Raw genomic sequence first — 16,189 nt, 5'->3', positions numbered from 1 at the left:
TTACAATCGTACACAAAAAATCAAATCAACGGTTGACTCCTCCTCCGAGGGACTTATACATATTCACGGTAGCAATCAATTCATTGAGTGTCGCAGCATTAAGTGCGATTTCAGCATCAAACAGCTGACGTTGAGAATCAAGTACATCAAGATAACTTACTATACCGTTTATATACTGTAATTGTGCTAATTGATGATATGAATTGGCAGAATCATATAATTTCTGATGCGATAATCTCATCGTCTTGGCCTTTTCCAGGGAAGAGATGGCATTGTTCACTTCGGCAAATACGTTCAATACAGTTTTCTCATAGGCATGCACCTCAGCTTCATAAGCAGCTTGTGCAGCAGTTTGACGTGCCTTATTTTTTCCAAAATTAAAAACCGGGCCGGAAAGCAAGCCCGATATGAACCAAGTGGGGCTTTCGAGAAAATTGCCCAACTCGTCACTCTCTCCTCCTAACCGTCCTGTAAGTTGGAGTTTAGGAAACCTGTCGGTCAGAGCTGCTCCCACCCCGGCATTTTTCTCGATCAGTCGCTGTTCTGCCTGAAGGATATCGGGACGTCGACGCAAGAGGGTGGACGGCAAATCAACAGGAAGCTGGGGTGGAAATTTGATCTCATCGATACGCTGTCCCCTAGGAATGGCAGAAGAAGGAAAGTTACCCACCAGAATAGCCAGATCGTTCTCCTTCAGTTTTATCTCATTTTCTATATCAGGGACCAGTGTCTCGGTACGGGCCAGCTCTACCAGACTTTGCCGATAAGGGATCTCGGATGTCAGTCCTCCTTCATAGCGGAGCTTTGCAAACTGTACCGCTTGTTCCCTTGATATCAATGTCTGCCGGACAATGGTCAACTGCCGGTCCAATGCTCTCAGTTCAAAATAAGCTTGTGCCACCTGTGCCACAATGGTCAGGTGTAAGGCGCGTTGCGCTTCCACCGATTGCATGTAAGCTGCTACTGCAGCTTCATTCTTCCAGCGAAGATTACCCCATATATCAATCTCCCACCCCATACTTATATTGGTCCTGAACTCCGGATCGTACTTTTTATTATCTCCGCCATAATTAAGCATTTCCTTTTGTCCACCGGCTTCTAAAGATATATTCGGGAGCATGGGTGCAAAACTGATTCGTTTATTGGCAATCATCTCTTTAATGCGCGCTATAGCAATAAGAATATCTTTATTGTTCTCAAGAGCCTCATCTATAAGATTCTGTAAAACAGGATCTTTATACAACGTACTCCAGCCTATATCATTCACCGATAATTCAAGCATCGGATCTTCCTTTGTACCGCTAAAGTGTGAAGGCATATCTGCCATCTCCACACTACTGAATTGACGGCCTACCTTGCAGGAACTCAATAAAAGAGCCGGCAGGCATATAATTAGGATAGAATATCTCAGAAGTTTCATTCTTTTTTTTCGCCTTTTTTATTGTAAAATGCTTTAAACTTGTCTCTCACCCTGGAAAATCTTACCCAGGCGGGTAGAGTGATTTTATCTTTTAAACGGTAAAGAAGCACAAAGAAAAACGGTACCGCAACGATACCTAACACAGTCGCAAAAATCATTCCGAAGAAGACACCCGTACCGATTGAATGGCGGCTGGCCGAACCGGGACCCGACGCCAACACCAGGGGTACAAGCCCTAATATGAACGCCAGTGAAGTCATCAGGATAGGGCGAAACCGCAATCTTGCCGCATTAATAGCAGCATTCACAGGTTCCACACCTTTATCCACCTGCACCTTGGCAAATTCAACAATAAGGATGGCATTCTTCGCTGCCAAACCTATCAAGGTTACCAAGCCTATCTGGAAAAAGATGTCATTGTTCAACCCCATGACCCATATTCCCATATAAGCACCCAATGCAGCAACCGGGAAAGAGAGAATAATCGCCATAGGGACAGACCAACTTTCGTATAAAGCAGCCAAGAAAAGAAAGGTGAAAAGGAATACCAGCGCCAGCACTAAAAATGTGTTCCCTTGCGCCCTCTGTTCCTGAAATGAAAGGCCACTCCAGGAAAGCCCGATATTTTCAGGCAATCGTTCTTTTACTATTTTTTCTATCACCGTCATGGCTTCTCCCGAACTATAACCTGCCGCAGGGGTCACCTGTATCGATGCCGACGTGTACATGTTAAACCGGGATATATTCCCGGGACCAGTAGTGTAGTTCATTGAACCGAGAGTGGTCAATGGCACCATCGTACCATTCGATGCACGAACAAAAAAGAGGTTGAGATCGTCCCCAGTCATCCTGAAACTCTGATCAGCCTGAATATAGACCCTATACACCCGGTTGAACATATTAAAGTCGTTCACATATACCGCTCCCAGATAAGCCTTCATCGTAGAGAAAATATCTGAGACCGGAACCCCCAAAGCCATTGCCTTATCACGGTCGAGATCGAAGTACAACTGCGGTATTTCAGGTTGCAGGGAAGCAGAGATATTGGCTAATTGTCGGCTTTGAGTGGCGTAATGCATAAATGTATCGGTAGCAGCTACCAATTCATCCCACGATGCTTCCGAGCGCGCCTGTAATTTCATTTCGATACCTCCCGCTTCTCCCAGGCCCGGCACCACAGGGGGCCTACTGGCAAAGACTTTTACCTCAGGATAATGATAAAACTCCTGTCGAATATCTTTGATAACATCATCCACTTTACTGTCCCGTTCCTCCCAGGGTTTCAATATCACGATCAGGGTTGTACGTCCCTGATTAGTACCTACACGAGGGCTTGAACCGGTGGTATTCTGCACATGATCTACAGCTTCGTGGCGATCTATATAACTTACCGCCCTCTCGGCCACATCACGCATCCGTTCGATAGTAGAGCCTTCAGGCATCTCCAGTTCCACGGTAAAGAATCCTTGGTCTTCCTGGGGTATAAAACTCGAAGGCACAAACCTGTTCAACAGAAAAATAAAGACCAGCACCATACCAAACCAAAAAATAATACGTTTGGGATGCCCGATTGTCTTGTAAATACCCTTTACGTACAACCTGTTTCCCTTGGCAAACCAATTATCGATCCGCCTAAAGATAATATTCTTCCTGCCATGCCGTGGTTTCAGGATCAACGCACACATGGCCGGACTGAGCGTCAGCGCAACGATGGTAGATATAAATACGGACACTACAATGGTGATGGTAAACTGCCTGTACATAGACCCCACAATACCTCCCAGAAAACTTACGGGAAGGAATACAGCTGCCAAAACCAGAGATGTGATGATCAACGCCCCTGTCAACTGCTTCATTGCCTTATGAGTTGCTTCCCGGGCATTCATCTTGTTTTCCACCATGATACGCTCTACATTCTCTACCACAACGATGGCATCATCCACCACGATCCCGATAGCAAGGACCAATCCCATCAGTGTAAGTGTGTTGAGTGTAAATCCCATCATCAGCATAAAGCCAAAAGTACCTATCAATGATATCGGTACGGCGATGATCGGTATCAATGCGGTTCTCCAACTTTGTAACGAAAGGAATACCACCAAAATGACAAGAAACAATGCCTCGAAAAGTGTCTTGTAAACTTCCCCTATCGATTCTGAAATATATTCCGTAATATCAAAAGGAATCAGATAATCCAACCCTTCTGGAAAATCACCGGCTATCGTGCGCATAGCCTCCTTAATTTCTTTTGCGACCTCCATAGCATTGGCGCCAGGCAACATATAGATAGTGAGGATTGCCGCATTTTTACCATCCAAGCCACTTTCGGTACTATATGAAGAGGCTTCCAGAGACACCCGAGCCACATCGCCTATACGGATAAAAGAACCATCGCTGTTGGCCCTGACAACTACGTCTTCGAATTCCTGTACCGTAGACAAACGTCCGCGTGCAGTAATAGGGATGGAGATATCCACACCCTCTACAGGCGGTTTACCTAATTCTCCTGCCGCAGATTCCCGGTTCTGGTCTTTCAGCGCCTTCTGCAAATCCTGCACAGTCAGACCATAACTAGCCATACGGTCGGGATATACCCATATCTGCATGCCATAATAACGACTACCCACATTGGATACACGCCCTACACCCGGAATACGTCGCAATACATCCAGCACGTTAATGGTGGCATAATTACTCAGATAGATCTCGTCGAATTTCAGGTCTTCGGAAACAAGAGCCAACGTTATAAGCTGATTCGACGCTTGTTTTTCTACGCTGATACCATTTTGTAATACCTCTGCCGGAAGACGTGCTTCTGCAAGTTTCACCCTGTTCTGTACCTCCACCGCGGCCAGATCCACATTCGTATTTACATCGAAAGTAATGGAGATATTCAATCCACCGGTATTATTACTGCTCGATTCCATATAGAGCATTCCGGGCGTACCGTTCAACTGCTGCTCAATGGGAGTGGCCACAGCCTGCGATACGGTTGTTGCATCAGCACCTGGATAGGAAGTGCTGACCCTTACCATCGGAGGAGTTATCTGGGGATATTGTTCAATAGGCAACGAGAGCAGCCCTATAATACCAATTATAATAATAAAGAGAGACATAACGGTAGAAAGGACAGGCCTGTCTATAAAAAATCCTGGCTTCATATGCTATCTCCTTGCATTCTGGTTTGTTCATCCACCTCTATCTGTTCTCTTGTACGGGGAATTACCTTCTGTCCATGGGTGAGTTTATGATATCCTTCGGTAACAATCTTTTCATCAGCCGATAGCCCACGGGTGATAACCACCTTGTTTCCCTGCTCATATCCGGTTTCTACAAAGCGTCTCTCGGCTATACTGTCGGGACGGACAACAAACAGGAAAGCCCCTCCCTTTTCTATGATCAGGGATTTCCGTGGAGCTACCACCACATCTTCCAACACATCCAACAATAAGTTTACCCTTGTAAACTGCCCGGGTAAAAGCTCCTGGTTGGTATTGGGGATCGCCGCACGTACTCCGAAAGTACCCGTCTGGGGATCTACCAGGGGGGATGCAAAATCAACAACTCCTTTCTCCCTATATGTACTGTTATCGGCCAGCGTGATGGTAATGGTAGGTTGCCATGAGCGGGTAGCATCCAGCTCACCCAGACGCACATTACGTTGCTGGCTTCGCAGGTAGTCCAATGCCGTGAGTTTGAATTCTACAAGAACAGTATCACGTTCAACCACCGTAGCAAGTAGCGACGACTGCGATTTTCCGACCAGAGTCCCCACATCCACATATCGCTCGCTGATATATCCGGAAAGGGGTGAACGGACAACCGTATAGCTCAGTTCCAACTCAGCCTGTGCCAGATCGGCTTTGCTCATAGATACACTGGCATCTGCCATCTCCCTCGCCGCAATGGCATTATCAAGATCCAACCGACTGGCGGCGTTCTGCTCATAAAGTGGGCGAAGACGCTCCTCATCCCTCCTTGCCTTGGCTGCCATCGCTTCATCCTTTTTCAGTTGAGCCCGGGCTTTCTCTACTTTTGCCCTATAGGTAGCGTTATTGATATAAAAGAGGGGTTCTCCTTCCTCGATCCTTTTTCCTTCTTCGAAAGTCATCTTTTCCAGATATCCCTCTACCCTGGCATGCAACTCTATCTTCCTGTAAGCCCGGATGGAACCTACATAGTAACCATGGATTTCGATACTGTCACGTACGACATCTTCCACCTCAACAATAGGGTATACTTCCTCTGTCTCTTTACATGAATAGAATGAAAGAAAGAAGCATACAAGCATCAATCCTGAAAAGAACTGTCTTTGTATTATACACATAAGCTATTTTATTGCAGTTTGTTTTAAATACCCTCGGTATGAATTCCAATTAACATATCACCGAGATACGTTCTATTTAACACATCGGAATTGAACATGTTCAATATTTCTACCATGTTTTTATCTTCGAACAGGTCCAAAAAAATTAAGTTATAAATAATCTACCCTTTCATTTTGTTCCTAACAGAACCTGTTTATCCTTCAATACATTTAAAACGATAACAAGAAAACGACTACAGACTTACTGAATAAGAAGACTATCCATAATCCACAATAATTCTGCAGAAGGATTTCTATCGAGACAAAGATATAAATATTTTTTCATAGAGTCGTAAAAATCACGGCTCAGCATCTACTTTCCTATCTGACTAATTGACTTTTTTCAACCTGCAAATTTGACTATTCGGGCTTATGTTAAAGTTCAATAAAACGATAATTTTGCAACTTTAATTATACCTTATATCCGTTCTAGATTGTATTTTTGTATATAGTACATGTCAATTTCTTTAAATGACAATTTATGAGCACATACAAAAAATCAACAGTAATTGCCCTTGAAGCATCGATAGATTACGCTTCTGGCGGTGTAGTGAGCAAACAGGTTACCAAAAATAAAGCGGGGAATATCACTATCTTCTCTTTCGATAAAGAACAAGGGCTAACCGAACATACCGCCAACTATGATGCTTTCGTGCAGATTCTGGATGGAGAAGCTGAAATACAGATTGGCGGCGTAGCGTACCTCCTGAAAAAAGGGGATTGCATTATCATGCCGGCCAACATACCGCATGCCTTGAAGGCCGTGGAGCGTTTCAAGATGTTACTCACCATGATTCGCGGGGAGGAATAAAACCACAGATATCGCCTACAGAAGCAATGTAAAAGATATCGAATCAGGTCGTGATTTTTAATGTGCCAGTTTGTGGAAAAGGATAAAATTCTGATTGAAATATGGAGCCAGTTCATGGCGGGAGATGAAACCGCCTTTGGTGAATTATTTGAAAAGACCTCTGATATCCTGTATAGATACGGAATGAAATTTATTTCGGATGAGGAGGTCGTAAAAGACTGCATACAAGATTTATTTATAAAAATCCACACCAACAGGCCGTTATTGACGAAATCAGGCAACCCTACTTTTTACCTGTTACTCTCGATGAAAAATATGATCCGCGATGCCATTGCCCGTGAGCAGCGCATCACGTACGTAGCTCCCGAGGAGTTACCTTTTATCGCCATTTATCAACCGGATGAGGATGAAAACGGCGAGGAAGACAAAGCCACAAAAGAAAAATTCGAGCAGGTAATCAATCTGTTGAACCCACGCCAAAAAGAGGCAATTTACCTGCGTTTTCAGCTGGATCTCTCCTATGAAGAAATATCCCTTTTATTGGGGATTAACTACCAATCCGTACGCAATCTTATCCATCGCTCTATTTTGAAAATCAAGAAAAAAATGAGACTTTCCGGTTTTCTTTTCCTCTTCTTACAATCTTTTGGGTAAAAAAATGCATTTTTAATAAAAAAAAACCATTTATTGAGTACAAACGTTTTTTTAGAATCGTTTGAATCAAAAAGACCCTTCTTAGCACAAAAATGGAAAGAAGCAACCCGGATATAATACTGTCATCGTTACTCGACGATGATTTGTTCCTGCATTGGGTATTTGAACCTACACCGGAACTTGACCGTTATTGGGAACAAAAAATAACTGAAGGTGAGTACAATATAGATCATTTAGCAACATTAAAAACAATTATAAAGAGACTAAAAGTTAAGGAGTCTACTCTGTCGACCGCAGATAAAAAATTGATTTGGACAAACATTCATCAAGCAACTGTAACAAAAAAACATATACCCCGGAGATATCGAGGCAAGAGGCAGTGGATAACCGCAGCGGTTCTCATGGGATTATTAGCCGGTGCTTCTCTTTATTATTATAACCAACATCATAAGATTGATTACAATTCTCTGATCGACAAGGATGCCACTTCCCGATCAGGCGAAATAAGCTTGATATTATCCGACAATCAAGTAGTAAGAATACAGAACGACAGTTCAAACGTAGAATATGATCCTACCGGGAAGGTGAAAATAAACAAGGAAACGATCGAAACCACCGGAAATAAAAAATCGGCTCAACTCAACCAGCTGATTATCCCTTATGGGAAAACAACATCACTCACCTTAAGCGATGGAACAAAAATCTGGATCAATTCAGGAACCAAATTAATCTATCCGTCGGTCCTGGGCAAAGATAAACGGGAAATTTTCGTGAGTGGTGAGATTTACCTGGCTGCTACCCCACAGGAGAATTGCCCATTTATCGTCAAGACCGACCGGATGGATATTCATGTGAAAGGCACGCGGTTCAATGTCTCCGCTTATCCCGATGAAGAAGTTCAATCGGTCGTACTCGTTTCAGGAGCAGTTTCAGTGAAAGGCAAGACCTTGGGCGGCACCTATGATATCTATCCAAATCAGATGCTTTCCTTCAAGACCGGGTCTGATAAAGTTGATATCCTCGAGGTAGATGTAAACAATTATATTTCGTGGACACACGGTTATCTATCCCTGCAAGGAGAGCGGATTGACCGTGTATTGCAAAAATTGGAAAAATATTACAATGTATCTTTCAATTATGAGGGAGCGGGGTTCGACAAAATATTAGTGCACGGGAAACTCGACCTGACAGGTTCTCTCGAAAATGCACTCAATTACATCAGCATCACCACATCTATATGCTATACCATGCAAAATGACAGTATTGCAACGATTTCTAATTTATCAAATAAATAACAAAAGCCTATGAAGAAGTTTATCATCAACTGTATTTTTCTGCTATTCGTCGGGAACTGCATTATTGCCGCGGATGCAGTTTATAGTCAGGAGGCGGTTTTAACGCTGGAGATTCATAACAAATCATTAAAAGACGTTTTTCGTCAAATTGAAGATCAAAGTGAATTTATCTTCTTTTATAACGAAGATGCTGTAGACTTACACAGAAATGTTGACATTACGGTTCAAAAGGAAACTATCAATCAGGTGCTGGATAAGATTTTGGACGAAAGTTCAAAATATGAAATTCATGATCGGCAAGTCGTGATTTATAAGAATCCATCAACCGGCAATGCGGTAGATAGAATCGGGACTTCCGAAGAAACGGAAGATACCAATCAAGACCGGATTACGCTTAATGGACGTGTGACTGACGAGGAAGGCGAATCGCTGATCGGTGTCACTGTATTGGAAAAAGGAACCGGGAATGGTGTAGTGACCGATGTCGACGGACATTATTCGATCAGTGTAAGTAGCCGCAGCGCCATTCTTGTATTTAGCTATATCGGCTACCAGACTGTGGAAAAAACAGTAGGTGATCAACATACTCTAAATATTGTCCTGGAGTCTCAGTTATCGGAATTGGATGAAGTTGTAGTCGTGGGCTACGGCATGCAGCGCAAAAGTTCTATCACCGGCGCTATCTCAACCGTCAACGTAGACAAGTTGAAAGACATTACCTCTCCGGGCGTCGGCAATATGCTGCAAGGCAAGATGGCCGGCGTAGTGGCGACTCCTCTTTCTGGACAGCCGGGACAGGGTGTTACCATCCGTATACGGGGCACCGGAACTATCCGGGGGAACAAAGATCCGCTATGGGTAATCGACGGAGTTGTGGGGAATGCTGTATCCGAACTGAATCCGAATGATATCGAAACAATTTCCATACTGAAAGATGGTTCAGCCACTGCGCTCTACGGATCTCGCGGAGCAAACGGCGTGATTCTGGTCACTACCAAGCGGGCCTCAATGGGCGTGTCACAAATCGAAGCTTCTGTAAGGATGGGCGTTTCGCAACTACAAAAAGGAAAACTGGAGATGATGAATGGTGCGGAGTATTACGATTATGTAGTTACCGCCCACCGGAACGCAGGAATCCTGGACCAGCAACACTGGCTACAACCCTATCTGGCGAATCAGAATACCGATTGGTGGGATTTAGCCACCAAAGACGCATTAACGCAAAACTACAATATCGGCTACCGGTACGGTAATGACAAGATCAGGTCGTATCTTTCAGCTGATTATTATAATGAAGATGGAACCATCAAAGGTTTCACCTACGACCGGTATACGTTACGGGTGAATACTGATTATACCGTCAACAAAAAACTTACGCTAAAAGCTAAATTAGCCGCCAGTTACCGTGAGACCGATAACAGGGAACACTCCTTGAGTTATACCAGTTATACGCCTTGGGATACACCTTACGATTCAAAAGGAAACCTGAAAGATGGAAGTCAGGGAATGCCTTCTCCTGAAGACGCCCTTACGGCCGACCCGCGTGATTACTGGTATTCCGACGGCGGCACTAATTATTTGTACGACCGTCACCTGAATTGGAGCAAGAACCGCAACAATGCAATGGACTTAGGTTTAGGATTCGATTATAAACTGTTAGATTTCCTGACTTTCGAATCGAACAACAAAGTAGGATTCGGGAATAGCTATACAGAGACCTACACCGATCCTTACAGCCGGGGTGGACAAGCCAAGCATGGCACCATCTATAACCGGAGTTACAATACCCGCGCCATTTACGCCAATCAGATGTTTCGGTTGCTGAAAACCTTTGGCGAGCGACATGAAATCAATGCATTTTTAGGATATGAATACGATGAAAGGCGCGTCTGGGACAGTTCCGGTCAATCGTCGAATATGATTCCCGGAAATGAAGTGCTGAGCGGAGGAGCCTCCGATCACAATGTAGAAGGTGCTAAAACAGAAGAAAAAAATGCGGCTTATATCTTCAACGCCAATTACACTCTCGATCACAAATATCTTTTTCAGGCATCAATCCGTCGCGACGGTTCATCGCGCTTCGGTTCGAATAAACGCTGGGCGAATTTCTGGTCGTTAGGTGCCGGATGGAATATGCATGAAGAAGAATTCCTGAAACCTTATACATTTATCAACGAACTGAAACCCCGCGTGTCGTATGGGATTACGGGCAACCAGCCGAGTGGTGCCTACGAATGGACAACCAAGTTGAGCAGCGTTGAGGAATATGGCAGTGAGGTAGCACTTTACTCCAACTATCAGGGTAATCCCAATTTATCGTGGGAAGAAACCGGCTCGCTTGACTTCGGTTTGGATATGCGATTTTTCGACAGGGTGAACATTACCTTCGATGCGTACTTAAAAAAGGTAAAGAACCTGCTTTACCTGAGGCACCTGACGGCCGTGACCGGATATAACCGTCAGACGGCAAACGACGGAAAACTCGAAAACAAAGGATTTGAAATCACCATCACCCCCGAAATTATCAAGACAAAGGATTGGTATTGGGATGTAAGTCTCAATCTCGGATATAACAAAAATAAAATCACTTATCTGCCTGATGCCGATGACCTGGCATTCCAATCCGTAGCCGTGGGGTATCCTTATTATAACTTTTACATGCGTGAATGGGCAGGGGTTGATCCTATGACAGGAGGACCGCTATGGTTTATCAGGGATGAAGCAACGGGAGAAAAAACGGCCACCTCCAACTATAATCAAGCTACACGTGTTTTGCTCGACGCATCACCGTCACCCAAGATAAACGGTGGAGTCACTACCAGCCTCACCTGGAAAGACCTCTCCTTTAATGCTGTTTTCACCTTCAGCTCAGGCGCCAAAATCTATAACGGCCGGCGCGCCGGCGCTCTCGACCGGGACGCTGAACGCTGGTCTCAACCGGCGATGAAACTGGCCAAAGGATGGAGCCGCTGGGAAAAGCCGGGCGACATTGCCACACATCCCCGGTTGATAGCAGGTGGTAATAACAGCGCATCGAATGAATCTACCCGCTATCTGGAAAACGGAGACTATTTCAAGATGAAAACCATCTCTGTGGCTTACAGCTTACCGAAGAAGTGGGTGACTTCATTAGGGGTAAGTGACCTGAGTGTATCTCTCGGCGGTGAAAACCTGTTTACGATTACCAAGTACTCAGGCGACGACCCCGAAATCCTGCTGTCCGATAGGTTCAACGGAACTACGACACCGACACCGAACTCCGGCCAGCTTTACCCCACCGTAAGGCGGTTTACATTGGGATTAAATCTTAAGTTTTAATTGAATGATAAATAGTTACTGCAATGAAAAAAATTCAATATATATGGATCGCCATAGGACTGATGGCAACGATGGCAAGCTGTAATTTAGACGTGAAGATGTATGACGGGGTTATGATGGAAGATTTTGATCCCCGTAACATCCAAGACTTGTCACAAGGCAGTTATCGCCTACTGAAAACCGACGGGGGATTAATTTTTAACGGCTACTATTTCCAGAACTTCGGCGCTGACGATATCACCTGGAACGGAACATCGACCGGAGGAACGTTTACGTTATACGATTACACCCGCAATATCGGCAGCACGGTTACCGAGTATGCATGGGAGTTGGGATACCGTACCATCGGGAATTGTAATCTGGTCATTGAAACCATACAAGCATTCGGGGATGAACGTACCGACGAGCAGGTTATCATGATGGGTGAAAACTACTACCTACGGGCACTCTGTTACTTTTACCTGGTCAACGAATTCGGCCAACCCTATTCAAATAACCCCACTGATAATCCGGGAGTACCACTTAAATTGAATTACGATCCCGACGATCTTCCCCAGAACCGTGCCACGGTTGCCGAAGTATACGATCAGGTTGTCAAAGACCTGCAAGATGCAATCACCTACTTGACGCTCCCGACCGGCATTTCACCCAAAACGAACATTTATGCCACAAAAGAAGCCGCACAAGCCTTACTGGCAAGAGTCTATCTCTATATGGAGCAATGGGATGACGCATATGATATGGCTGATGCCGTGATCAATTCAGGACGTTTTGAATTGGAAACGGGAGAACGTTATGCGATCTATTCACAGCATATTCCTGAAAATAATAAAGAGACGATTTTCGCCGTACGCCGTACGATCGAAAAAGACGACGCCTCCTACAGCCTCCCCGGCGGAATGTACATCCGCATAGACAATAACGGATGGGAAGAGATGTCGCCCTCGTCGAGGTACATGGAGCTGTTGGAGCTGCACCTCAATGACAGGGACATGCCGCAGGATTTGCGGAGCCGGTTCCTTTGCAAGCGATACGTTGAAGATGGTGCGTCCGACTACTCTATCACCGGCTATCCCAACAAAGACTATCAGAACTGGACATTTGCTTATACCCGCAAACAGTCCGGCGATAATGCCCATTATGAGTATAAAAAGGTAAAAGTGACCAAACAGGCCGACGGTACATATAAGATTACAAATGCTTCCGATGCTTCGCAGTTTCAAGACGAGATTATCCAATCGGAAGACTTTAATCTGGGAAAACGTTTTTACGTGATGGGAACAAACGGCACTAAATATATCGGACGCATTGAGCCCGAAGTATTCGATGCGGCCACCAAGCGCAATAAAGACGCACGGTTCCTGGTATATGCCATTAACAAGTGTTCATACCAGGAGCAACGCCTGCACTTATGGTCTCCCGTGGTATCACGCTTGGCCGAGATGTATCTGATACGCGCGGAAGTCAACGCTGTCAAAGAAAACACCCAGCTCGCACTCGACGATGTGAATATTATCCGCAGACGGGCAGGTATTCCTGAATGGACACTCCAAAACATGGCGACAGCCGAAAGCGGACAACCCAAGGATATCCATAAGATCGTGGAGGAAGAACGGATGTTGGAACTGGCGTGGGAAGGACACCGCCGCTTCGATGTCTACAGGCACCGTCAAACCCTGGATCGGAAATATCCGGGTGGACATACTCTCCGCGCAGGTGCTGAATTTCTTGAGATACCGTATAACTCCCCGGCTGTGTGCGAGTTTATCCCCCAAGCTCAGTATGATGCTTATCCATATAAACTGGAGCAAAACCCTTGATTTTACAAAAAATTAAAATAGATAATCGTATGAAACGAGCATGAACATCATTACACCTAAGTGCGATGATTATCGCGAGTTCCATACACCGAAATAAACAAATGAAAAAATCGTATGAAACTTTATAAATATATAGTATTTGTTATTTTGATCGCGACAATGTTTGGATGTAAGGAGGAGGACCATCCGTATGTAGGATATATTGTCGTACAACGAGCTGTGATCGAGGCATCGGGCGGTTCAACAACCCTCACTGCCGACACAGACATATCCGATCCCATCCGGGTGATTGGGATCGATGACGAAGGATCGGAATGGTGTTCGGTGTCGGTCAACGGAAAAGAGCTGACCATCACAGCATCACAAGCTAATCCGAGCAAGGATAATTTCAGGACGGCAACAGTCACCCTAAGATGTGGATATCGAGTAACGGAATTTACCGTATTGCAAAAATACGAAGGACAGCAATACCTGGAATACGATTGGACATTATGGAATGCCACCGGTTCAGATGTCCAGGCTTCCGACGGGGGAGGTTACCCCAGCTTATTCAATAATGATCGGACAAATTTCTGGCATAGCCAATATTCTCCGGCATTGACCGAACCGCTTCCCCACCAGATTGTGATTGATATGCAAAAAGAACAGCCGGTTGCCATGGTCCAAATTGGGCGTAGGTATTATGCAGAGAATGGGAACAACTACCCTTCGGTGAAAACAATGGAGGTTTACGCCGGTACAGATAATGAGAATTACACAAAAGTGGGTGGCTTTTCTTTCTCCTTGCCATGGACTGCTCCCGATGGTACGATCGTCAACGGAAACAGTCCGTTAGTGCCTCCCTACGAGGAGGTAATACTGGATGAAATAACAACAGCACGCTATTTCAAGCTTGTCATTACCGAAACAAACAATACGAATGGGACATGCCAGGTATCCTATTTTAAAGCGTATGAACCCCTGTAATCGGTAGCACATAAGAATCATAAGATCGAGTAGGAGGAGAATAAAGTAGTTCCTCCTACTTTATTTTTCGATCTCTCACAATATTTGTTTCTGGGAAATTTCCCTGTTCGTTATACCTCTCGTATCAAGAGCTCGGGGAGTATTCCCACATAATAAAAAGGGATATTGAGTAATGTAAACTTTTTTCCCTTGGGCGTCTGAACTGTATCTACTGAATACTTTTCATTCCATACACGCACGGCAACATTCCCCGATGACAGATCCATAAAAGACTGGATAGACCGAAGATGGGCATTGGCTCCCGATTTTACCTCTATGGGAATAATGTGATTGCCGTGCTGCCAAATAAAATCGACCTCTGCATTAGACCCCTTTTTATTACGAACCCAGAAATGAAGATGGTCGATATGGGCATTGTTACACACCACACGTAATTCTTGCGCTACAATTTGCTCGGCAATAGCTCCTTTCCACGAGTCAAGTATATCTCTTGTCTCCAATAATTCCACTTGGAAATTGGCGGAAAAGTTGACGAGCCCGGTATCTACCCAGCATAATTTTGGCGCACGCCGATAAGACACTTCGATAGGGATTTGGACATTGGTCGCCGGATATATCAATTCCAACAAGAAAGCTCTTTCCATAATGGTGAATGCCTCCCTTACGTCTTTTGAGAGATAGCTGGATCCACCGAAGTTGGTCAATGTAATTGTCTGCCCTGCTTTTGTCCATCCCGTATTCAAAATATGGCGGATAATGTGTGTCTGTTTTTGTGTGGACGCATATTTTTCCACATCCTCATTGTAGCCTTTCAGCAGCGTATTGTAAATAGTCTTTAAACGGGTTAAATCTCTATGCTCCGCGTAATTTGACACGATTTCCGGCATCCCGCCAATAATAGCATAGGTATTGAACCGTTTGATCACTTCCGCGTGCAGGGCAACAGGCAGCCTTCCTTCCTCAATCGCATTTTTGTATTGTTCTTCGCCGATCGCTCCCAGGAATTCACTAAATGTACATGGAGCCAATTGCATATATTCTACCCGCCCCACAGGAAAAGAGACACGTTCTTTGAGAAGTGACTGCAACATCGATCCGGCAGCTATAACATAAAGGTACGGCATCTCCTCATAGAAATAGCGCAATAATGCAACTGCTTTTGGCGTAGTCTGTATTTCATCGATGAACAACAACGTCTTGCCACCCCTTTCCACAGATATATTTTGTCGGAAACTGACTATCTCCATGATCTCAGATACTGTGTCCGCCTCAGTAAAAAGACGCGCATCCCCTATTTTTTCAAGATTCAGGTGAATAAAGTTGTCGAATTCCCGGCTGAACTCTTCCACGGCGGTTGTTTTCCCAACTTGTCTGGCTCCACGCAAGATAAGGGGCTTCCGGTCAGGATTCGAAGCCCACTCTCTTAATTTGGAGAGTATATTTCTGTAAAACATATCTATAATTTTGAATTACAGACCAAAGATAATGATTTAATTTAAAAACATAGGCAAATTTCATCAAATACACACTAAGAACATA

General features: G+C 44.6%; 10 protein-coding genes. 6 read left to right on the top strand and 4 right to left on the bottom strand.

Going from position 1 to position 16,189, the window contains the following annotated elements; genetic code table 11:
- Positions 1 to 25 precede the first annotated feature (25 nt).
- The 3 genes from B4G81_RS05635 to B4G81_RS05625 are packed head-to-tail and all read right to left on the bottom strand — an operon-like array spanning position 26 to position 5,711.
- Positions 26 to 1,420 (bottom strand): efflux transporter outer membrane subunit, encoded by a 1,395-nt coding sequence (locus tag B4G81_RS05635; protein WP_294080955.1) that lies wholly within the window; start codon positions 1,418 to 1,420, stop codon positions 26 to 28.
- Positions 1,417 to 4,581 carry an efflux RND transporter permease subunit gene (locus B4G81_RS05630; protein WP_294080953.1) on the bottom strand — a complete coding sequence of 1,055 codons (3,165 nt, stop codon included), beginning with the start codon at positions 4,579 to 4,581 and terminating at the stop codon, positions 1,417 to 1,419. The genes B4G81_RS05635 and B4G81_RS05630 overlap by 4 nt, the downstream gene beginning before the upstream one ends.
- Positions 4,578 to 5,711, bottom strand: a complete 1,134-nt coding sequence (locus B4G81_RS05625; RefSeq protein WP_294081136.1) for an efflux RND transporter periplasmic adaptor subunit — start codon at positions 5,709 to 5,711, stop codon at positions 4,578 to 4,580. The genes B4G81_RS05630 and B4G81_RS05625 overlap by 4 nt, the downstream gene beginning before the upstream one ends.
- A gap of 556 nt (positions 5,712 to 6,267) precedes the next feature.
- On the opposite strand from B4G81_RS05625, the gene B4G81_RS05620 reads away from it, so the two are divergent.
- The 6 genes from B4G81_RS05620 to B4G81_RS05595 all read left to right on the top strand — a co-directional run bounded on the left by B4G81_RS05620 (position 6,268) and on the right by B4G81_RS05595 (position 14,650).
- A complete protein-coding gene (locus B4G81_RS05620; RefSeq protein WP_294080951.1) occupies positions 6,268 to 6,597 on the top strand; it encodes a cupin domain-containing protein in 330 nt (109 codons plus the stop codon).
- A 72-nt stretch (positions 6,598 to 6,669) separates the two neighbouring features.
- Positions 6,670 to 7,251: an RNA polymerase sigma factor gene (locus B4G81_RS05615; protein ID WP_294080948.1), complete on the top strand. Its 582-nt coding sequence runs from the start codon at positions 6,670 to 6,672 to the stop codon at positions 7,249 to 7,251.
- Between the two features lie 92 nt (positions 7,252 to 7,343).
- Positions 7,344 to 8,546, top strand: coding sequence for a FecR family protein (locus B4G81_RS05610; protein ID WP_294080946.1), 1,203 nt, complete (start codon positions 7,344 to 7,346; stop codon positions 8,544 to 8,546).
- A 9-nt stretch (positions 8,547 to 8,555) separates the two neighbouring features.
- On the top strand, positions 8,556 to 11,864 hold the full coding sequence (locus B4G81_RS05605) for a TonB-dependent receptor (RefSeq protein WP_294080944.1): 3,309 nt from the start codon (positions 8,556 to 8,558) through the stop codon (positions 11,862 to 11,864).
- A 23-nt stretch (positions 11,865 to 11,887) separates the two neighbouring features.
- On the top strand, positions 11,888 to 13,684 hold the full coding sequence (locus tag B4G81_RS05600; RefSeq protein ID WP_294080941.1) for a RagB/SusD family nutrient uptake outer membrane protein: 1,797 nt from the start codon (positions 11,888 to 11,890) through the stop codon (positions 13,682 to 13,684).
- A gap of 114 nt (positions 13,685 to 13,798) precedes the next feature.
- Positions 13,799 to 14,650 carry a discoidin domain-containing protein gene (locus B4G81_RS05595; RefSeq protein ID WP_294080940.1) on the top strand — a complete coding sequence of 284 codons (852 nt, stop codon included), beginning with the start codon at positions 13,799 to 13,801 and terminating at the stop codon, positions 14,648 to 14,650.
- A gap of 110 nt (positions 14,651 to 14,760) precedes the next feature.
- Here B4G81_RS05595 and B4G81_RS05590 read toward each other — a convergent pair whose 3' ends face one another.
- Positions 14,761 to 16,104 carry an ATP-binding protein gene (locus B4G81_RS05590; protein ID WP_294080938.1) on the bottom strand — a complete coding sequence of 448 codons (1,344 nt, stop codon included), beginning with the start codon at positions 16,102 to 16,104 and terminating at the stop codon, positions 14,761 to 14,763.
- Between the last annotated feature and the right edge of the window lie 85 nt (positions 16,105 to 16,189).

The sequence above is a fragment of the Proteiniphilum sp. UBA5384 genome (assembly GCF_002410825.1).
Taxonomy (GTDB): domain Bacteria; phylum Bacteroidota; class Bacteroidia; order Bacteroidales; family Dysgonomonadaceae; genus Proteiniphilum.
This window is presented reverse-complemented; position numbering and strand designations above follow the sequence as displayed.